The sequence below is a fragment of the Ruegeria sp. BHSA123 genome (genome assembly GCF_059613425.1).
Map to the genome: position 1 here is coordinate 1 of NZ_JBXWSL010000018.1, position 20,089 is coordinate 20,089.

The following is a 20,089-nucleotide window of genomic DNA, read 5'->3' on the forward strand; positions in this document are numbered from 1 at the left end:
TCTCGGTGCATGAAACTGCGGACAGCCTGATCCTGATGCAGGGGGACACGCCGCTTTTGGGGGCTCCGCTGGGCACCAGCAGGAAAAAGCGCAAGAAAGCTGCGCTGAACACCTTTATCGGGGCCGCCGCCAAGGCGTTTGCAGATATCATCACGATGGCCATGGCCGCGCTGGGGGTTTATCAGGCGCTCGGAACCAAGACAGTCACGCGGGCCGGGGCCGGGATTGCTGTCAAATGCAGCGGCCCGATCAGCCGCCACGCCGGTGCAATCGCCAAGGCCGGAACGGCGGGCAGCGATCTGGCCATGATGAAGGCAATGCTGGGCGTCGCCAAGGCGTCCGTCGGGTTCACCAAACTTGCGGGCATCGTTCTGACCGACATGAGCGGCCTTGAAAAAGCCGCTGCGATTGCCACCTGCGTCGGCGGCATGACACTGGCCGTCGCCTCGGCAAGCGGGTCGTTCTGGCTGTCGATGCTGGCGATGGTAACCGCGGTTGCGATGTTCGTGATCGACACCGCCTTGGCGGTCGATACCTACAAAAAGTGGCAGGCAATCTGACCAGAGACATCAAAAGCCATACCGAGCGGCGTCGCGGATGGGCACCGCGGTGCCGTCGCGGCTGTTTGCCTAAGTGCTCATGCTTCTGAGAACTCGTTGATAGAAGGCGCCGTCCGCATCCTCATCTGCACGACTTGCGACCCATTCCAAATCCAAATTCAGTGCCCCTACGGGAACGATCTTCCGCGCGATTTCGGGCGGAGTGGTTTTGTCAGTCCTTCCATTCTTCCAATCGTGAAAGGCTGATGAGTATCGAACAACCGCCCCGCTGGTCGGCAAATCGAGCAACCCGCCCTCGGCAAAGAACATCAACCCGTCACCCATTTCTTCCCCGATGAGTTTGAGCCTGTTTCCCAAACGATGTTTGAGGATGGCCACAAACACTATCGCCGCGGAAAACGTGAATTTATCAACAAGCACAACAACCTGCTTGCTTGCGATTTGCGAGATCGCGTCTATCAAAGGCATAGTCAGAAGAAAATCGCCGCCGGTGTTTCCGCGAACGTCAATCAAAAGCATTCCGTTCGGACGGGCGCGCACGCGTTCCACCGCGGCTGAGACGGCTTTGTGCAGCGTTGTTTCGTTCGGAGCAAAAAAGCTCGGCAACGCTATTGATAGCCCAAGATCTTGCCAGTCCTTTATTTCCGCAAAAGTCTCAGGCACCCAGGTTGGATCATCCTTGCCGTGCTCATTTCTCGGGTAGAGCATCGATCCAGGAACAGTGTTTCCATTTGCCACTTTCAGATTGGTTATCTGCCCATTTTCGTCCTGCACACGGTACTCGGTCGTTCCACCGTTTGACGAAAAACCCAAACGTGCCAAGGCGTACGGCCAAGCCAAAAGAATCGGTCCGATGACTCGCTTCCTTTGGCATGTTCCCGCAAGAAACTGTTCCGCCTTTGCTTCAATCTGGCTCAAAGCTGCGCCGTTGACTGCAATCAGTTCTCCTCGCGGTGCAGTTATCTCTGGAAACGCGCCGACGAGTTGCACAGAACGCCCTACGCTCACGAACCTCAGCGGAAGCACTGTGATTGCATCGTTCGGGATAAGCCTTGTGTGCCCATTGTCGGGAAGTGCCAGTAGACGCATCGCGGACATCAAGAAGGCTTCGGTGGAGCCTTCCAAGGCGTATCGCCGGGTTTCACTAATGCAATTGTCTATCACCGCATATTCGATCTGCTGAAAGCTGGGATCGGTCGGCAAGACAGTTTCTAAAATTTGGTTTAGGTCTTCCGTGAGCGACATGCCTCACGATGCGCATGGCCACTCGTCAATGTCCAGATTGGGCTCACCTTGCCAACCGAGATTGAGTTTACCACTGCAGCTTTGGTCGGTTGGAATACTTGACATTCGTCCACATAAGAAAACGCCCGCCTATTGGGCGGGCGTACAAATCTTACAAACCGGGGTTCAGAACCGGTACAAAACGTAACAATTACGTTTAGCGGCGGATGCCCAGCTTTTTGATCAGGTCCTGGTAGCGCGCCTCTTCCTTGCCCTTCAGGTAGTCCAGCAGCTTACGGCGCTGAGCAACCATTTTCAGCAGACCACGACGACCGTGGTTGTCTTTCTTGTGGGTCTTGAAGTGCTCGGTCAGGGTGTTGATGCGCGAGGTCAGGATAGCAACCTGAACTTCAGGCGAACCGGTGTCGCCTTCTTTGGTTGCGAATTCTTGCATGACGCGTGTTTTTTCAGCGGCAGTGATCGACATCGGGGTCTCCTTTTAAGGTTAGGGTTGATGGCGCAGGCCGGGATGTCGTCCAGCACAGGCCCATGGAGAAGACCGCACCGATTCCGATGCGGATGGGCGCGTATAAGCGCATTTGACCCAAATGGCAAAGGGTTTCTACGGGCTCAGGCCATCTGCCCGTATTGCGCCAACTGGGCTTCGGTGATCAGCTGAATGTCGGCCGCTGTCATCCCTTCGGCACCATATACCTGCGCAACTTCCTGGCCATCTATGAAAACCCTTGTCAGGTTGGCGTTTTCGGCGTCGACCTCAACCTCGATTGCCGGGTCGGTCTCATCCTCCCACGTCACCAGCAGCTTGTCTTCGCCGGGTTGAAAACCCATCACGGTCACCTGATCGTCGCCGGGGTTCAGCACGATATCATCGGCCCCGGCTCCGCCCGTCACCACGTCTTTGCCGCCTGCCAGAATGGTATCGTCACCCGCACCGCCGTTCAGGAAATCCCTTTCGGCGGCACCTTCTTCGATCCCGAAAACAAAGTCGTTTCCGTCCCCGCCAAAGACAGTATCCTCACCTTCGCCACCGTTCAGAACATCATCCCCGAACCCGCCCTGCAACGCATCATCCCCTGCGCCGCCGTCCAGCCTGTCGTCGCCCTGACCGCCAAACAGTTCGTCCTCACCCGCACCGCCATCCAGAGTGTCGTCACCAAAGTGACCGTAAAGGGCGTCATCCCCGTCATCTCCGAACAAAAGGTCGCCATCCGCCTCACCGTGCAGGATGTCATTTCCCTGCCCGCCCGATATTTCATCCGCGCCGTCGCCCCCGTGCAGAACGTCGTTGCCCTTGGCACCGTTTATCGTGTCGTCCCCGCCGTAGCCGTTGATCTGATCGACACCGTCCTGCCCGGTAATCACGTCCGAACCATCGCCACCGGCAATCACGAGATCGCCTTCACATTCCGAGATCACAGTCCCGGTGGAGGGTGCCTCGCCACTGTCCGGCGAAGGTTCGGTGTTAGCGTTTTCCGGGTCTTCGACACCTTCACCGATGACCAGAAACTCACCGGTATCAACCTCAGCCGATGGCTCACCTTCCGGGTTTTCATCCGGCGTGTCGTCCTCTTCGATCAGAAAATCGCTCATCGCGTAAGCAGCGCCGCCGATGGCGGCCAGTCCAAGCAATCCGGCCAGAAACATTGAACCCCTCCGAAAGCATGATGCTCCGAGGGTGGAATATCCCATGTCGCCCGTCACCAGGTCAAAGGTAAACCTTTGAAATGGTTAATCCTTTGTCACCAGACCTCAGGCTGACGCGTGTATGCGATATAAAGCGGATGTTTGGGATGACCGTCTTTGGTCAGGCCCAGATGGAACAGCGATTGGCCGGTGCCTCGCAACAGGGTTTCCACCGCAGGGCCGCGTCCCAGATGCGCGCCGTGCGTACCCCAGGCCGCGATGACCTGATCGGCCCATCGCACACCGTCAAGAATGGCCGCGTCGTTCCCGGGCCCGACCGGATCGGCGGCAGCCCGCATCTTGCGCGGGTCGGTATCGCGCCAGGCAAAGATGTTCGTGACCTGAAACGCGCCGAACCCAAGCGCGCGTGCGCGCCGTTCACAGCGTTCCACCGTCGGGTCGTTCTGCACCTCGGTCGCGGTTGACGGGTTCAGCATCACAAACAGCGCCTTGCGCCCTTCAGGGTCCCAGATGCGGGTCAGGCTATAGCGGTATTTCTCGCAATCGGAATAGATGGCGGTCGAGGGCGCGTCGCCCTTGGTGTGGGAACGGGTGATCATGCCCTTCGCCTAACACGGCTCTCAGTCGACGAACACCCGGCTAGGGTGCAATTCACCGGATTTATAGATGCCCACGGCCACGGCCTTGCCGTCGAACGATGCCCAGGCCTCGTCGCCGTATTCAATGTCTGAGGCCAGCACCATGCCCGGATTGCCATTGCGCAGACGGGTTGCCCCCTCGGCGGTGCATTTCAGCTCGGGCAGGTCGGACAGGCCGGTTTCCAGTGGGTGCAGATATTCGTCCAGCGCGGTTGTTTTCGCCATTTCGTCAATCTGCTCGATGCTTAACCCGTCCTCGGCCTCGAAGGGGCCGGACCAGATGCGGCGCAGTTCCTTGACGTGGGCGTGACAACCCAGCGCCTCGCCCAGATCGCGGGCAATCGAGCGCACATAGCCGCCTTTGCCGCAGGTCATCTCCAGCACCACATGGTCTTCGTCGGGGCGGTCGACAAGGATCAGTTCCTCGACCCAGAGGGGGCGGGCGGTCAGCTCCACGTCCTCACCATCGCGGGCCAGTTTATAGGCGCGCTGGCCGTCGATCTTCACCGCCGAGAATTTGGGCGGCACCTGCATGATGTCACCCAGAAACCGGGTCAGCGCCTGCTTGATATCGTCATCCGAGGGGCGCGTATCGCTTTGCGCGATCACTTCGCCCTCGGCATCGTCCGTGTTGGTGGCCTGCCCCAGGCGCACAGTGAAGGTATAGGCTTTCAACGCATCGGTGATATAGGGAACGGTCTTGGTTGCCTCACCCAAGGCAATTGCCAGAACGCCGGTCGCCTCGGGATCCAGCGTGCCCGCATGGCCCGCCTTTTTGGCATCCATCGCCCAACGCACCTTGTTGACCACGGCGGTCGAGGTCATGCCCGCGGGCTTGTCCACCACCAGCCAGCCGGAAATGTCGCGACCCTTGCGTTTACGTCCCATCATGCACCTTGAATCTTGCTAAGGCGCGCGAGTTAGCGGATCACTCTGCCGCTGTCAATTTGCGGGCATTTCTTCGACCACGCCGACAATTGGCCCCAGCGAGAATCCCAGATCCGAGCGGTTGCTGGCCCGCTCATACATCCGCGAGATATTGCCGTCGAAAAACAGCGCGTTTGGTGTGCCAAGCACATCGCGGAACAGACGCCCGAATTCGTGGAAGGTGACATAATCTTCCGAGATCGCAAACACCGCTCGCGTACCGTCGGAACTGGTGCCGACCCCATTGCGAACATAAAGCGAGGTCGAATCGGGCAGGAAGCGCGGGTGCAGTTCTCCGTCGATCACCAGCATTGGACCGGATTGGGTAGCAAAGCGGCAGGTGGGGGCCTGATCCACGTAATCAAGCGTTTCAAACACATCCGCCCGACCCTTGCGGATGCAGAACACGCCATTGGGCAGCAACCCGAAATTGCCGGGGCCGGGGTTGGCGATCACACGCATCTGTTCCTGCCCGTCCTCGACATAGTGGCCAACGGGTGAACGGTCGTCGTGATACATGCCCGCGTTCATTGCAAAAGCCAGCCGTTTGCCTTCCGGGGCCAGCACTTCGTTGACCGCCGAAAAATGCCCCAATACCTGACCGTCTTCGCCGTTCAGAAACAGCCGCAGGTCTTCGTTGGCGGCATCAACGTTGCAAACCGTATAACGTTTGTCCTCATGGGTCAGCTTTTCACAAGTGACCGCGCCTGCCTGCGCGGCCCAGAGAAGCGTCGCCAATGTGACAAACGTGCGGATCACTCGTCCAGATCGCGGCGCACCGCGTCCTGTTCGAACATACGGCGGGTGTCGTCCAGACGGTCAAACGTGTCATCCAGCCGAAAGCGCAGATCGGGCGCGAATTTCAGGCCGACTTTCTTGCCGACCATGCGCCGCAGCTCACCCTTGTTGCGGGCCAGCAGCTCGATTACGTCCTCCTGCCCTCGGCCGCCAAGGGGCAGCACATAGGCGGTGGCGATCTTCAGATCGGGCGAGGTGCGCACCTCACCCACTGTGATCGACAAGCGGTTCAGGTCGGGGTCATGGACATCTCCGCGCGCCAGAACTTCGGACAGAGTGCGACGGATCAGTTCGCCGACACGCAGCTGCCGTTGGGACGGGCCGGGGCCATCATGGAATTTGTTCTTTGCCATGTCTTCGATCTAAGCCGAAAGCAGAGCTTTGCCAAGCGGGCGCGAACGGGGTAGGAGGCTTTGAGCCGACATTGCCGACCTGAACAAAAAGGACCAGCGCTATGACCCATATTCCGGGGATCGTCATTACAGGGGCTTCGGGCCGTATGGGGCAGATGCTGATCAAGACCGTGACGGACAGCGATCAGGCGCGCCTGGTGGGTGTGGTCGAGCGGAAAGGCCATGACTGGATCGGTCAGGACGTGGGCAAAGCGATGGGCGGCCCCGCGCTGGGCGTGACCGTGACCGACGACCCGTTGGAGGCGTTTGCACAGGCGCAGGCCGTAATCGACTTTACCGCGCCCGAAGCGACTCTGGAATTTGCCGCGCTGGCCGCGCAGGCGCGCTGTGTGCATGTGATCGGCACCACCGGCATGTCCGACGAACAGATCGCAGCTTTGGAACCCGCGTCGCGCCATGCGGTGATCGTTCGGGCCGGAAACATGAGCCTTGGCGTCAACCTTCTGGTGCAATTGACCAAAAAGGTCGCGGCCGCATTGGATGAGGATTTCGATATCGAGATCATCGAAGGTCACCACCATCACAAGGTCGATGCACCTTCGGGCACGGCGCTGATGCTGGGTGAGGCCGCAGCCGAAGGGCGCGGCGTCGAGTTGTCGGATGTGTCCGACCGGGGCCGGGACGGCATCACCGGCGCGCGCAAGCGCGGAGATATCGGCTTTCACGCTATTCGCGGCGGCGACATTGTCGGAGAGCATGATGTCCTGTTCGCCGCCCCCGGAGAACGCATCGTCCTGCGCCATCTGGCCACGGACCGCGCCATCTTTGCCCGCGGCGCGCTGAAGGCGGCCCTGTGGGGGCAGGGCAAGGCGCCGGGTCAGTATGACATGGTGGATGTGTTGGGGTTGTAGGCGCTGCTAAACATACGCGGTCAAATCAACTAATCGAATGAATGCGGTGCTCCAAAAAAGCACCGCAGCAACAAGCGGTGCTTTTCTTACAAGTCCCTGATCTTGTCGGCGCGCAGCGGGCAGGCGAGGTAGACGCCAAATTCCTGACCGATATCAGCGCTGACCCGAGCGTGCACCGCACCCTGCCGGTCGAGGAACCGCTGGTTGTTTTCAACCGGGAATATCCCCTCGTGCCAGATACCGGGATGGATATACAGCCCGCGCGAACCGTCGCACCAGAACGCCACCACCTTTTCCGGCGTCAGGTTGTCGCCGGGCAACGCGGCAGGAATGATGAAGGGTTTGTTGTCGAGCGGCCAGAACATCTGCCCGCCATCCGGGTGATAGTTCATGTGCCACAGCAGCACCTGATCGCGGGGCGCTGTTTGGCGGCTTGTCTGCGCCTGCTGCGGATCGGTTGACCATCCCAGGACATAGTGGCCATTGACCGCTTCGTTCTCGCCGTAAAGCACGTCTCCCTTCCACTCACCGCGAAAGGTGCCTTCGACCCAGCCGCCTTCATCGCCTGTGCCTTCGTCGATCGGCCGCCACCCCTGCTGTGGCCAGCGGGTGATCTCGATCTCGAACTCTTCGGGATCATCGACCAGACATCCATAACCTTTGACCGAGGCGTCCGTTGCGCGGATCAGGGGAACCTCGTGCCAGGGCAACGAGGGTTTGGTGCTGGCTTCAAAGATATATTCCGGGGCGTTCATGCGGCCTCCATGTACTTGTCGACCATACGCTGCACCATCGGCGCAAAATGTGCAAAGTCAGGGGTTTCCATATCCGCGCGTTTTCCGGCCTCATCCAGATAGCGGACCTGAATGATCTCTTTCAGGTTCGGGTTGGCTTCGAACGCGGCAACTTCTTGGGCGCTCATCGGACCACCTTGCAGTTCCAACGTGTGAACCGATGCGGCGGACAAGCGATTGAAGTACTCGGGCTTGGTGGCACACAGATACCGCTTGGCCGCCACGTGATAGCGGCAGCAATCGGTGATGACCGAAGGGAAGAACTGCTCCAGTACCTCGGCGCCTGCGTCCTCATGGTGGCGGTCTTCGGTGTCATCCGGGTGGTAGGTGCCGAACTCGGATGTGAAATGGCCGATGTCATGCAGCAATGCGCCGACGATGATTTCCTCGGGCATCCCGTTCTGCTCGGCAATGGTGGCGCCTTGCAGCATGTGCTGGGCCATGGTGACAGGCTCGCCCAGATATTCTTCACCGCCGCGGCGCGCAAAGATGTCACCGATGAAGGCAACGATATTGTCCCTGTTCAGGGTCGAGAAATCGGGTTTCATTCCGCTGCCTCCGGCTGCGCCATCTCTATCGCCGCCAGTGTGGACAGCAACCCGTCCTTGTCGGCGTAACATCCCTGCAACCAGCGCGATCCGGCTCCGGAATAGCCAAGCCGCGCGTGCAGGACGCGGGTGTTGTCGACGATAAAACTTTCCCCCGGTTCCAGTTTGAAGGAAACGCCCATCTCCGGATCGTCGATGATATTCCCCAATTGGCGATAGGCGGCGTAATAAGCCTCCATCTTGTCAAACGGCACGTCTACGAAGGGGGCAGAAGAGCGGTTGTTGAAGCGGATGCCGATCAGCTCGCCATCCGGCGACAACTCGATCATCGGACGGCGTGACCGCAGGCAGACCCCGTCCGAGCCCTTGTATTCGAACCGCGCCGGATATCCTGCCAGCAGGGCAAAGCCTTCGGGGTTTGCGTCACGCAGTTTTTCGATAGCGCGGAAGCCATCAACAACGATGGAATCCCCGCCTTCAGCCGAGTTTTCCAGACAATAGAGGATTTGCAAGGTCGGCACCGGGTCGCGATAGGGGTTGTCGGTATGCGCCTGAAGGCCAAGCCCGGTATAGGCAAGGTTTGTCGGGTTCACCTCGGTCCGCACCTCGAAATAGGGGCCATAATTGGTTTCGCGGACATAGCCGAATAGGTCAGCGACCTTCAGCAGCGATTCAGGCTCGGTCGGGCCGCCAGTCAGCTTGGCAAAGCCGAACTCGGCCACAGCGGCCAGCCAATTGCGCTTGGCAGCCGGGTTGGCATGGACCTCGTTCCAATCGCCGCTGGGCGCGGCGATGCCACTCTCCCAGGTCGTGATGCCGGCGGCGATGCGACCCAGCGCAATGTCATGATCGCGGTCATAGCCGTTTTCGGCCAACCAGTCCGCCGGGAAGGTAACGGTTTTGCCCTCAGGCTGGAACGTGACTTGCAGGTCGCCCGCGACCACCTCGGCTGAACTGACCGAGATGTCGGCAGGAATATCGCCGATGGTGATCAGGCGCTGACCGTTGCCCGGTGCGCGGGTATCAGCGTCCAGTGCGTTGTCGCGCAGCCAGATGGCGTGGAAACGGGCCTTGGTCCCGGTATCAAACGCGACTGTAACAATCGAGGTGTCGTGGGTGGCGGTGCGCAGCATTGGGGGTCTCCTGTTCGGCGCGGGCTTTGGTTGAGCAGATACGCCGTTCGTGGCATTACGACAATTAATCCTTATTTCGACTGAGGCTTGGAAAAACTAATGGCTAAGAATAAGACCGGATTACCGCCGCTGGATTGGTTGCGCGTGTTCGAAGCCGCCGGGCGGCTTGGCGGGTTCTCGGCCGCGGCGAAAGAGTTCGGGTTGACGCAGGCCGCTGTCAGCCAAAGGATCGGCAATCTTGAGGCGTGGCTGGGCCGGTCCCTGTTTGTGCGCGAGGCGCGCGGCGTGTCGCTGACGGTCGAAGGTGAAAGCTATCTGCCGCTCGTGCAGGACAGCCTGCTGGCGTTGGAACGCAACACCGAGGATCTGTTTGGAAAATCGCCACGCGAACTCAGGGTCGCCGGGTTGTCGTCAAACATTCACGCCCTTGTTGTACCAGCCCTGCCTGTGTTCCGAAATCTGCGCCCCGAGGTGCGGGTGATGACCGACTCGGTTGCGCGCCGGTCGTCGCTGGACGAGGAACGCACCTGGCTGCAAATCCGCTATGGCAGGGGGGTGTGGGCCGGGCGCGACGCGGTATTGATCGCGCGCGAGGTGCTGGTGCCGATGGCCGCGCCGGGTGTTGAATGGGGTGCCCCCCTGATCGATCTGCGCGGTGAACGTCCGGGCTGGCGCGAGTGGGTCCGGAAATGCGGGCATGGAGAAGTCGCGCCATCACATGTCAGTTTCGATTCGATGGAGCACGCCGTTTCGGCGGCAAGGCGCGGAATGGGGATCGTTCTGGGCTCGGTTCCGCTGGCATCCGGTGATCTAAAGGATGGCCGGTTGCGCAGGTTGGAGCTGCCAGAGCTGCAAACCAAGGACGGGTATTGGCTGACATGGCCTGAAGATCGGGCGCAGTCCAGGAAACAGCGCGCCCTGATCGATGATTTTCTGAAGGCCCTGCGCGGTTGAGGGCCTAGAAATCGATGGCGATGCCTTTCTTTTCCCAATCGCCGTAACGGGCGGGGTCCAACCCATCGCGTCCGCCCAGTTCCTTGGGCATTTCCCTGACCTCGGCCCGGGCTTTTTGGCGGCGTTCTTCCGCTTCAGCCAGCGCGCGTTGGGCGGCGGGAGGCAGGTCTTTGCGGTCGTCACTCATGACATCGGGTTCCTTTCCGTGCATAGCCTTGATATACGCCCGCGTCCGCCAATGGCAATGCGGGCACAGGTCACATGAAGGCAGTACCATGACAAACAGCGCGACAGCAGCACGGCGCAGCGCAATCTATCTATTGGATCAGGTTCTGGGCGAAGGCCGCCTGTTGTCTGAATGCCTCGCTGCGGGCGCTTTGGATCGGTTGGGGCCAGAGGATCGCGCGCGTGCCCAGCGGCTGGCGTCGGAAACCCTGCGCGGGCTGGAGCGCGCCGACCGTCTGCTGGACAACCACCTGAACCGAACACCCGCCCTGACCGTACACAACGCGCTGAGGCTGGGTGCGGTCGAACTGTGCAACGGGGAAGCCGCGCATGGGGTGGTGAACTCCATGGTTGAAATCATCAGCCGCTCGCGCAAGCACGGGCGTCTGAAAGGGCTGGTGAATGCTGTTTTGCGCAAGGTCGCGTCCGAGGGTCCCGAGGCATGGCCGAAAATGCGTGTCCCGCGCCTGCCGGAGTGGTTGCGAGAACCTCTGATCGCGGCCTGGGGTGCCGAAGCGGTTGCCGGTATGGAACAGGCGCATTTCGCGGGCGCACCACTGGACCTTACACTGAAGCCGGGGGCAGAAGGCCCCCCGGGCGAAAAGCTGCCCACCGGGTCTGTGCGTATTCAGGATGCGGGTCAGGTCTCGGCCTTGCCGGGGTACAAGGCTGGGGATTGGTGGGTGCAGGACGCGGCAGCCGCGCTGCCGGTGCGTGTTCTGGCACCGATGGCGGGCGAAAAGGTGTTGGACCTTTGCGCGGCTCCGGGCGGCAAAACGATGCAACTTGCTGCGGCGGGGGCGGATGTGATGGCGCTGGATGTATCCGCGGCGCGCACCGAACGCGTGCGCGAAAACCTCGCCCGGACCGGGTTGCAGGCAGAGGTCATCGTGGGTGACGCGCTGGACCATCAGGGTCAGTACGACGCAATTTTGCTGGACGCACCCTGCTCGGCTACGGGTACGATCCGCAGGCATCCTGACTTGCCTTTTGCCAAGGATGGCTCGGAATTTGGCGGACTGATCGATTTGCAGGCGCAGATGCTGGCCCATGCGTGGACGCTGCTGAAACCCGGCGGGCGGCTGGTCTATTGCACCTGTTCGCTCTTGCCGGATGAGGGCGAGGTTCAGATCGAAGACGCGCTGGGCATGTATCCGGACATGCGTGTTGATCGCGCCGCTCTGAACTTACCCGGCATCGAAGACAACTGGATCACTGAGGAAGGCGGCCTGCGTCTGCGGCCCGACTACTGGCCCGATCGCGGGGGTATGGACGGGTTCTATATCGCCTGCCTGAACAAATCCGCCTGAGTGCACGCTTTTCGATGACTTGACGATCGGCGCGGTCTATCGTTGGGTCTCAAGCGCCAGCAGAGCGCAAGGGGCAGAGTAACACGCGCATGTCAAATTCGGACACCATGGCCAGTCGGTGGATGCGGTTGCAGAACCGTTTCTACGCGCGTCTCAGCCAACGGCAAAAGGCAGCTACGGGGTTTGTTGCGCAGCCCCAGCCGCGTACCGTTGGTTCGTTTGCGCGCGGGCGGCAGCTGGTTGCGGGGAATCTCTTGTTCGCCGGCTATCTGGTCGAGGCAGACGATACCGCGTTGTGGGATGTCATTGCCCCCAGCGCCGGCTTTGACGAGGAACGCCATGGTTTTGCATGGCTGGATGATCTGGCCGCTGTCGGTGATATGCGCGCACGGGAAAAAGCGCAGCGCTGGGTTTGGGGCTGGATCGAGACGCATGGCCGCGGGCAGGGCCCGGGCTGGGTGCCTGACCTGACCGGGCGGCGGGTGATGCGCTGGATCAACCATGCGCTTTTTCTGCTGCGCGGGGCAGATGAAAAGCAAAGCAAACTGTTCTTTCGGTCTTTGGCGCAGCAAACATGGTTCCTGTCGAAACGCTGGCAGGCCGCGACGCCCGGGTTGCCGCGTTTCGAGGCGCTGGCCGGTCTTGTGCAAGCCGGATTGGCGCTGGAGGGGTTGGAGCAGATGGCCGATCCGGCCCTGCGGGCTTTGGCTGGTGAGTGTGACCGGCAGGTGGATGCGAAGGGCGGTATTCCAACACGCAACCCGGAAGAGCTGCTTGAGGTGTTCATGCTGCTCAGCTGGACGTCGGCGGCGCTGAGCGATCTTGGACGCGGCACACCTGTCGCGCAGGCCAAGGCGATCAAGCGGATCGCACCGACCTTGCGCAGTCTGCGCCATGCGGATGGCGCGCTGGCGCGGTTTCACGGTGGCGGGCGCGGGGTCGAAGGGCGGCTGGAACAGGCGCTTGCGCAAAGTGGCGTCAAGCACAAGGCGGCGACCGAACTGCCAATGGGCTATGCCCGCCTGGCCGCAGCACGCACCACGGTGATCGTGGATGCCAGCGCGCCGCCCTCCGGAGCGGCCTCATTCAACGCGCACGCATCCACGCTGGCGTTCGAGCTGACCTCGGGGCGTCGCCCTTTGATCGTGAATTGTGGATCGGGGGCCAGTTTCGGGCTGGATTGGCGCCGTGCCGGGCGTGCGACCCCATCTCACTCAACCCTGTGTCTGGACGGGTTCTCGAGCGCGCGGTTGGCCAACCCGTTGCCGGGCCGCGAAAGTCAGGCGCTGGTCGACGCGCCACAGGACGTTCCAGTCGATTTTGAAGATGCGTTCGAAGGCATCCGTTTCATGGCCGGGCATGACGGATATGTCAAAGTCTTCGGGCTGACCCACGCGCGCACATTCGAATTGCGCTTTGACGGGCGTGAGCTGACGGTCGAGGATATTCTGCTGACCGCAACCGACAAGGCCAAGCGTCAGTTCGACAGGGCGTTGGACGCCTCGGGCCTCAAGGGCATTGGCTATGACATCCGTTTTCATCTGCATCCTGACGTTGACGCGGTGCTGGATCTGGGCGGGGCGGCAGTGTCGATGGCGCTCAAAAGCGGCGAGATCTGGGTTTTCCGCCATGATGGCGTGGGAAAATTATCTGTCGAACCAAGTGTTTACCTTGAAAAAGGCCGTTTAAAGCCACGCGCGACAAAACAGATCGTTCTATCTGGCCGCGCAATGGAGTATGCGACGCGCATCCGGTGGACGCTGAGCAAGGCGCAGGATACAGCCTATGCCGTGCGCGATACGCACCGGGACGAGCCCAAGTTTGACTGACGCCAAAAGGACCTTTGGACCCATGACCGACCTTCATCCCGTGCGCCGCGCGTTGCTTTCCGTTTCCGACAAGACCGGGCTGATCGAGCTGGGCAAGGAGCTGTCCGAACGCGGGATCGAACTGTTGTCGACAGGCGGCACCGCCAAGGCGCTGCGCGATGCAGGGCTTGAGGTTCGCGATGTCAGCGAAATCACCGGGTTCCCCGAGATGATGGATGGCCGGGTCAAGACGCTGCACCCGATGGTGCATGGCGGGTTGCTGGCGCTGCGCGACAATGACACCCATGTTGCGGCGATGGAGGAACATGGCATCGGCGCCATCGACCTGCTGGTCGTAAACCTCTACCCGTTCGAGGCAACAGTCGCCAAGGGCGCGGGCTATGACGAATGTATCGAGAATATCGACATCGGCGGCCCGGCGATGATCCGCGCGGCCTCAAAAAACCATGCCTTTGTGAACGTGGTCGTGGATGTCGAGGATTATTCCTCCCTGCTGGATCAGCTGGAAGAAAACTATGGCAAGACATCCTATGGCTTCCGCCAGTGGCTGGCGCAAAAGGCCTATGCCCGAACAGCGGCCTATGACGCCGCTGTTTCGAACTGGATGGCGGATGCGCTGCAACTGGACGCTCCCAAGCGCCGCGCGTTTGCCGGTGAGTTGAAGCAGACCCTGCGGTATGGCGAAAACAGCCACCAGCAGGCAGCGTTCTACACGGACGGCACCAACCGCCCCGGTGTCGCCACCGCCGTACAGCATCAGGGCAAGGAACTGAGCTATAACAACATCAACGACACGGACGCGGCCTTTGAACTGGTGGCCGAGTTTGATCCAGCGACAGGCGCGGCTTGCGCCATCATCAAACACGCCAACCCTTGCGGTGTAGCCACAGGTGCCACCCTTCTCGAGGCGTACAAGGCGGCATTTGACTGCGACCGCACCTCGGCCTTTGGTGGCATTGTTGCGCTGAACCAGCCGTTGGATGCAGAAACAGCGCAAGAGATCACGGGCATCTTCACCGAGGTTGTGATTGCCCCCGGTGCCTCGGACGAGGCCAAGGCGATCTTTGCCGCCAAGAAAAACCTGCGCCTGCTGACGACCGAGGCGCTGCCGGATGTAACCGAAGGTGGCAAAACCGTCCGTCAGGTGGCTGGCGGGCTGTTGGTGCAGGATAAGGATAACGGCTTTATCGGCATGGACGACCTCAAGGTCGTGACCAAGAAAGCCCCGACTGACGCGCAGATGCGTGACCTGTTGTTCGCGTGGAAAGTGGCCAAACACGTCAAATCCAACGCCATCGTCTACGTCAAGGATGGCGCGACCGTGGGTGTTGGCGCGGGGCAGATGAGCCGAGTGGATTCGGCCCTGATCGCGGCCAAGAAAGCCGAACGCATGGCTGAAACGCTGGGCTTGCCGCAGCCGCTGACCATCGGTTCGGCCGTGGCATCGGATGCGTTTTTCCCCTTCCCCGACGGGTTGATGGAAGCCGCCGAAGCGGGCGCGACCTGCGTCATTCAGCCGGGCGGGTCCATGCGCGACGATGAAGTGATTGCCGCAGCCGATGAGGCCGGACTGGCGATGGTCTTCACCGGTATGCGTCATTTCCGTCACTGATGCGGTCACGCCTGCTTCTCTGGGCAGCCTTGGCCGCCTTTGCGATCGACCAGATCAGCAAATATCTGGTCGTTCACGTCCTGCGCGTGGCTGAACGGCCCGACGGTATCGATGTTCTGCCACCGCTGCTGGTGTTCAAATACGGCGAGAATCGAGGCATTAATTTCGGCCTGTTTCAGGGCGACTCTGAGGCCGCACGCTGGTTTCTGATCAGTGTGTCCGTGGTGATCTGTATCGGTGTTCTTGTCTGGCTTGGTCGTTCGACGCGTTCGAAATTCATGTTGCTCTGTGGCGGCCTTCTGATCGGCGGAGCGCTTGCGAATGTGATCGACCGGCTCCTCTATGGGTTTGTACTGGATTTCCTGAACATGTCCTGCTGTGGCATCAACAACCCGTTTGTGTTCAACTTGGCGGATGTGTTCATATTCGCCGGAGCGCTGGGGCTGGTTTTGTTTGACGGCAAAAAGCCCTCGTGACGCGCGGAATGATTTGCGATAAAAGCGCCTGAAACAGGCTGGAGACACCAATGCGGATGCCGCGCGCCATATTTGTTCTGACAGTTGCCGCTGCGGTCGCGGCATGTTCGAATCCCGGACTGCGGGATCTGGCGCCTCCGGGACAGGGCCCGGATGAATTTTCGGTATTGCCAGTCAAGCCGCTGACCCAGCCTCAGGATTACGCGTTTCTGCCGGCACCCACGCCGGGTGGCGGAAACCTGACAGACCCGACCCCCAAAGCCGATTTGGTGGTCGCGCTGGGTGGTAATGCCGCCGCCCTGAACCCCAACGCTGGTGTGCCGTCGTCGGATGCGGCGCTTGTGACGGCGTCCAGCCGTTATGGCGTGTCACCCGATACGCGGCAGGTGGTCGAAGCCGAGGACGCCGCATTCCGCAAACGCCGGGGCCGCTGGACCGGTCTGCGCCTGTTCCCTGTCGACCGCTATAATCAGGTCTACGAACGCCAGTCGATCGATCCGTATTCGGAAACCGAAGCCGCCCGCCGGGCCGGGGTCGAGACTCCAACCTCGCCGCCGAATGAATAATTCTTAACTTTCCGTCATCGGGCTTGAACCCGGGCCGCACCACCGTAGTTTGAATGACAGAAACGAAACGGAGGATGCCCCATGGTTCGGGCCCTTGCCTTGTCGGCTGCCCTGATCGCCACCACACCGGCTTTTGCCGAGGGTGGGAAAGAAGCGGTCACCACATTCACTTTGAACAACGGCATGGATGTCGTCGTGGTCGAAGACCACCGCGCGCCTGTTGTGCAGCACATGGTCTGGTACCGCGCCGGATCGGCGGATGAGCCGATCGGGTCGTCGGGTGTCGCGCATTTTCTTGAACACCTGCTGTTCAAGGGCACAGATACTTTGGCACCGGGCGAATTCTCGGCCACCGTCGCGGCCAATGGCGGCAACGACAACGCGTTCACCTCGTATGATTACACTGCCTATTTCCAGCGCGTCGCCGCCGACCGGCTTGAGCTGATGATGCGCATGGAATCGGACCGGATGCGGAACATTCGCCTGAGCGAAGAAGATATCGTGACCGAGCGCGATGTGATCCTTGAAGAACGCAACCAGCGCACCGAGAATAACCCGCGCGCCCTGTTCGGCGAACAGATGAGCGCAGCACAATACCTCAATCACCGTTATGGCGTGCCGATCATCGGCTGGAAGCACGAGATGGAAGAACTGGAACTGGAAGACGCGCTGTCTTTCTACCAGACCCACTACGCGCCCAATAACGCCATTCTGGTTGTCACCGGAGACGTTGATCCCGCCGAGGTCCGCACTCTGGCCGATCAGTATTACGGTGTGATTCCCGCCAATGCGGATTTGCCGGAACGGGTCCGGTCGCAGGAACCCCCGCAAACCGCCGAACGTCGTCTGACATTCAAGGACCCTCGCGTGGCGCAACCCTATGTCCAGCGCAGTTACCTGGCGCCGGAACGCGATCCGGGCGATCAGGAAAAGGCGGCAGCACTGTTTCTGTTGGCGGAACTTCTAGGGGGCAGCACGACCTCTTACCTGAACGAAAAGCTGCAATTCGATCAGAAAATGGCTGTTTATACCGGGGCGTTCTATCGTGACGTGTCACTGGATGACACGACATTCGATCTGCTGATCGTTCCCGCCGAAGGGGTTTCCCTGCAAGAGGCCGAAGATGCCATGGACCAGGCCGTGGCCGATTTCATTGCCGAAGGTGTCGATGAGGACGATCTGAACCGTATCAAGATGCAGTTGCGGGCCGCGCAGACCTATGCACGGGACAATGTGGACGGGATCGGCAACCGCTATGGGCGCGCCCTGACCAGCGGCCTGACAATACAGGACGTGCAGGCATGGCCTGATATCCTTCAGACCGTGACCGGAGACGAAATCATCGCCGCCGCCCGCGACGTTCTGCAACCCGAGGCGTCGGTCACCGGCTGGCTGATGCGCGATGATGAGGTGACGCAATGAAACGGTTTCTCGCAACGCTGATTACCTGTCTGGTTGCACTGCCCGCTTTGGCCGAGATCGAGATCGAGGAAGTAACCTCGCCCGGCGGGATCACCGCATGGCTGGTCGAGGATCACTCCATCCCTTTCACCGCGCTTGAGCTGCGCTTCCGTGGCGGTACGTCGCTGGACGACCCGGACAAGCGCGGCGCGGTCTATCTGATGAGTGGGTTGATCGAGGAAGGGTCCGGCGAAATGGACGCGCGGACCTATGCGCGCGAGCTTGAGGCGCTGGCCGCATCGTTCCGCTATAACGCCGGTGACGACACGGTTTCGATTTCCGCACGTTTTCTGACCGAAAACCGGGATGAGGTTTCCGACCTGCTGCGTGAGACGATTCACGAACCGCGCTTTGATCAGGACGCGGTTGACCGTGTGCGCGCGCAAATCCTGTCCGGGCTGCGATCAGATCAGACCGACCCGAACGAGATTGCAGGCCGCAACTTTGCCCGGATGGCCTATGGCGATCACCCTTACGGTTCCGAAGGCAAGGGCACGATCGAAAGTGTCTCGGCGCTGACACGGGATGATGTGGTAACGGCGTATGAAAGCGTTTTTGCCAAGGATCGCCTTTATGTGGGGGCCGTCGGCGATATCACGGCCGAAGAACTGGGCGCATTGCTTGACACGTTGCTCGCCGACCTGCCGGAAACGGGCAAGCCCATCCCGGGCAAGGCCAACGTGACCATCCCCGGCGGGATCAGTGTTGTCGAGTTTGACACCCCGCAATCCGTGGCGCTGTTTGGCCATGCCGGAATAGATCGGGACGATCCCGATTTTTTTGCCGCCTATATCCTGAACCACATCCTTGGCGGTGGCGGGTTCGAAAGCCGTCTGATGCAGGAGGTGCGCGAAAAGCGTGGCCTGACTTATGGGGTTGGAACCTATCTTGTGCCCAAGGATCTGGCCTCGGTTTACCTGGGGTCGGTGTCATCGGCCAATGACCGCATTGCCGAGGCGATAGAGGTTATTCGAAACGAATGGGCGCGCGCCGCCACCGAAGGGGTGACGCAGAAGGAACTGGACGATGCCAAAACCTATCTGACCGGCGCTTATCCGCTGCGCTTTGACGGCAACGGACAGATTGCCGGGATCATGGTGGGGATGCAGATGGAGGGATTGCCCATCGACTATATCGCCACCCGCAATGACAAGGTGAACGCGGTCACACTGGAAGACGTGAACCGCGTTGCATCCGAACTGTTGGACCCGGACGGCCTGCATTTCACTGTTGTTGGAAAGCCGGTTGGTCTGGAAACTACCAACTGAACTGCAAGGGGTGAGTTGCGGCTCACCTCTTTTTCATACTCCGCAGCATATCGCCCATCATCTGCCCGAACTTGCCCGATCCGCGCTGATAGAGTGCCCCGTCCACGGCCAGAACCGTGCCGCTGATATAACTGGCCAGATCCGAGCTGAGGAACAGGCAGGCATTGGCCACGTCCTGCGGCTGACCCCAGCGGCCCAACGGCACGTCCCGGCGAAGTTCTTCGTGGGCGTTTTGGGTGGGCGCAAGGCGTCTCGCACCTTCGGTGCCTTCGATGAACCCCGGCACAACCGAATTCACCCTTATCCCCTCGACACCCCATTCCATTGACAAGGTGCGGGTGATCTGGTCGACTCCCGCCTTGGCGGCGCAGACATGGGACTGGCCCTCATACGGCAGATAGGATTGCGGGGCCGAGATATTGATGATGCTGGCACCGGGGCGTTTGAGGAACGGATAGGCCCCCTTCATCACGTGGATCGTGCCCATCAAGTCGATATCGATCACGGTCTTGAACGCGTTGACTGACATTTCGGATGCCAGCGCCGGGAAATTGCCCGCCGCGCCCGAGATCAGCACATCGAAATCCCCGAAGGCGTCATGGAACTGCTTCAGTCCCGCCGCCACAGCGTCGGCATCGCGCACATCAAACGCAGCCCCAATCGAATCCTGTGCGCCCGCGGCCTTCAGCGCAGCGATGGTGTCATCGACCTTTTCCTGCGACCGGCTGGCCACGGCCAGTTTGGCGCCCGAGGCCGCAAAAGCCTCGGCAATGCCGCGATTGATACCGCTGGTTCCGCCAATCACGATGACGGTTTTTCCTGAGAAATCCATTTAGG

The 20,089-nt window shown here is 60.5% G+C and carries 22 protein-coding genes; 10 read left to right on the forward strand and 12 right to left on the reverse strand.

Annotation, left to right across the window (positions count from 1 at the left end; all coding sequences use genetic code 11):
* The coding region (locus AC2FNC_RS11385; protein WP_496715385.1) for a hypothetical protein at positions 1-560 on the forward strand (560 nt) is incomplete at its 5' end.
* Between the two features lie 69 nt (positions 561-629).
* On the opposite strand, the gene AC2FNC_RS11390 is transcribed toward AC2FNC_RS11385, so the two are convergent.
* From AC2FNC_RS11390 to rbfA, 7 genes are all read right to left on the reverse strand, one after another.
* Positions 630-1,805 (reverse strand): S41 family peptidase, encoded by a 1,176-nt coding sequence (locus AC2FNC_RS11390; protein ID WP_496715386.1) that lies wholly within the window; start codon positions 1,803-1,805, stop codon positions 630-632.
* Positions 1,806-2,001: 196 nt separating this feature from the next.
* Positions 2,002-2,271: a 30S ribosomal protein S15 gene (rpsO, locus tag AC2FNC_RS11395; protein ID WP_480474255.1), complete on the reverse strand. Its 270-nt coding sequence runs from the start codon at positions 2,269-2,271 to the stop codon at positions 2,002-2,004.
* Positions 2,272-2,414: 143 nt separating this feature from the next.
* Positions 2,415-3,449: a calcium-binding protein gene (locus AC2FNC_RS11400; RefSeq protein ID WP_480474253.1), complete on the reverse strand. Its 1,035-nt coding sequence runs from the start codon at positions 3,447-3,449 to the stop codon at positions 2,415-2,417.
* Positions 3,450-3,544: 95 nt separating this feature from the next.
* The gene (locus AC2FNC_RS11405; protein WP_480517980.1) at positions 3,545-4,048 is read right to left on the reverse strand and encodes a DUF1643 domain-containing protein; all 504 of its coding nucleotides are present in this window, start codon (positions 4,046-4,048) and stop codon (positions 3,545-3,547) included.
* Between the two features lie 21 nt (positions 4,049-4,069).
* Entirely contained in the window at positions 4,070-4,975 is a 906-nt protein-coding gene (gene truB / locus AC2FNC_RS11410; protein ID WP_480494047.1) for a tRNA pseudouridine(55) synthase TruB, read from the reverse strand.
* Between the two features lie 54 nt (positions 4,976-5,029).
* The gene (locus AC2FNC_RS11415; protein ID WP_480474249.1) at positions 5,030-5,773 is read right to left on the reverse strand and encodes a phosphodiester glycosidase family protein; all 744 of its coding nucleotides are present in this window, start codon (positions 5,771-5,773) and stop codon (positions 5,030-5,032) included.
* Complete coding sequence (rbfA, locus tag AC2FNC_RS11420; RefSeq protein WP_480474247.1) at positions 5,770-6,165, reverse strand: 30S ribosome-binding factor RbfA; 396 nt, start codon at positions 6,163-6,165, stop codon at positions 5,770-5,772. The genes AC2FNC_RS11415 and rbfA overlap by 4 nt, the downstream gene beginning before the upstream one ends.
* 101 nt (positions 6,166-6,266) lie before the next feature.
* On the opposite strand from rbfA, the gene dapB reads away from it, so the two are divergent.
* Positions 6,267-7,076: a 4-hydroxy-tetrahydrodipicolinate reductase gene (gene dapB / locus AC2FNC_RS11425; protein ID WP_480517976.1), complete on the forward strand. Its 810-nt coding sequence runs from the start codon at positions 6,267-6,269 to the stop codon at positions 7,074-7,076.
* 86 nt (positions 7,077-7,162) lie between these two features.
* Here dapB and AC2FNC_RS11430 read toward each other — a convergent pair whose 3' ends face one another.
* From AC2FNC_RS11430 to tmpA, 3 genes are read right to left on the reverse strand one after another with little or no spacing between them, the layout of a single operon-like run.
* Positions 7,163-7,831 (reverse strand): ureidoglycolate lyase, encoded by a 669-nt coding sequence (locus AC2FNC_RS11430; protein ID WP_480474243.1) that lies wholly within the window; start codon positions 7,829-7,831, stop codon positions 7,163-7,165.
* Entirely contained in the window at positions 7,828-8,418 is a 591-nt protein-coding gene (gene tmpB, locus AC2FNC_RS11435; RefSeq protein WP_496715388.1) for a (R)-1-hydroxy-2-trimethylaminoethylphosphonate oxygenase, read from the reverse strand. Before tmpB ends, AC2FNC_RS11430 begins: the two co-directional genes overlap by 4 nt.
* Positions 8,415-9,551, reverse strand: a complete 1,137-nt coding sequence (gene tmpA, locus AC2FNC_RS11440) for a 2-trimethylaminoethylphosphonate dioxygenase (RefSeq protein WP_496715390.1) — start codon at positions 9,549-9,551, stop codon at positions 8,415-8,417. Before tmpA ends, tmpB begins: the two co-directional genes overlap by 4 nt.
* Before the next feature lie 99 nt (positions 9,552-9,650).
* Here tmpA and AC2FNC_RS11445 point away from each other — a divergent pair, with 99 nt between their 5' ends.
* Positions 9,651-10,505, forward strand: coding sequence for a LysR family transcriptional regulator (locus AC2FNC_RS11445; RefSeq protein ID WP_480474239.1), 855 nt, complete (start codon positions 9,651-9,653; stop codon positions 10,503-10,505).
* A 4-nt stretch (positions 10,506-10,509) separates the two neighbouring features.
* Here the strand turns inward: AC2FNC_RS11445 and AC2FNC_RS11450 are convergent, their stop codons facing one another.
* Complete coding sequence (locus AC2FNC_RS11450) at positions 10,510-10,692, reverse strand: DUF1674 domain-containing protein (protein ID WP_480605489.1); 183 nt, start codon at positions 10,690-10,692, stop codon at positions 10,510-10,512.
* A gap of 88 nt (positions 10,693-10,780) precedes the next feature.
* Between AC2FNC_RS11450 and AC2FNC_RS11455 the strand changes: the two genes are divergently transcribed.
* The 7 genes from AC2FNC_RS11455 (at position 10,781) to AC2FNC_RS11485 (ending at position 19,252) form a co-directional block, all read left to right on the forward strand.
* On the forward strand, positions 10,781-12,040 hold the full coding sequence (locus tag AC2FNC_RS11455; RefSeq protein ID WP_496715391.1) for an RsmB/NOP family class I SAM-dependent RNA methyltransferase: 1,260 nt from the start codon (positions 10,781-10,783) through the stop codon (positions 12,038-12,040).
* 89 nt (positions 12,041-12,129) lie between these two features.
* Positions 12,130-13,869, forward strand: a complete 1,740-nt coding sequence (locus tag AC2FNC_RS11460; protein WP_480554413.1) for a heparinase II/III family protein — start codon at positions 12,130-12,132, stop codon at positions 13,867-13,869.
* Positions 13,870-13,891: 22 nt separating this feature from the next.
* Positions 13,892-15,481, forward strand: a complete 1,590-nt coding sequence (purH, locus tag AC2FNC_RS11465; RefSeq protein ID WP_480554414.1) for a bifunctional phosphoribosylaminoimidazolecarboxamide formyltransferase/IMP cyclohydrolase — start codon at positions 13,892-13,894, stop codon at positions 15,479-15,481.
* The gene (gene lspA / locus AC2FNC_RS11470) at positions 15,481-15,957 is read left to right on the forward strand and encodes a signal peptidase II (RefSeq protein ID WP_480474233.1); all 477 of its coding nucleotides are present in this window, start codon (positions 15,481-15,483) and stop codon (positions 15,955-15,957) included. Before purH ends, lspA begins: the two co-directional genes overlap by 1 nt.
* Positions 15,958-16,007: 50 nt before the next feature.
* Complete coding sequence (locus AC2FNC_RS11475) at positions 16,008-16,523, forward strand: DUF3035 domain-containing protein (RefSeq protein ID WP_480474232.1); 516 nt, start codon at positions 16,008-16,010, stop codon at positions 16,521-16,523.
* Positions 16,524-16,604: 81 nt separating this feature from the next.
* Positions 16,605-17,945 carry a M16 family metallopeptidase gene (locus AC2FNC_RS11480; RefSeq protein ID WP_496715393.1) on the forward strand — a complete coding sequence of 447 codons (1,341 nt, stop codon included), beginning with the start codon at positions 16,605-16,607 and terminating at the stop codon, positions 17,943-17,945.
* The gene (locus AC2FNC_RS11485) at positions 17,942-19,252 is read left to right on the forward strand and encodes a M16 family metallopeptidase (RefSeq protein ID WP_480624881.1); all 1,311 of its coding nucleotides are present in this window, start codon (positions 17,942-17,944) and stop codon (positions 19,250-19,252) included. Before AC2FNC_RS11480 ends, AC2FNC_RS11485 begins: the two co-directional genes overlap by 4 nt.
* Positions 19,253-19,274: 22 nt before the next feature.
* Here AC2FNC_RS11485 and AC2FNC_RS11490 read toward each other — a convergent pair whose 3' ends face one another.
* Positions 19,275-20,084 carry an SDR family oxidoreductase gene (locus AC2FNC_RS11490; RefSeq protein WP_480554417.1) on the reverse strand — a complete coding sequence of 270 codons (810 nt, stop codon included), beginning with the start codon at positions 20,082-20,084 and terminating at the stop codon, positions 19,275-19,277.
* Positions 20,085-20,089: the final 5 nt, after the last annotated feature.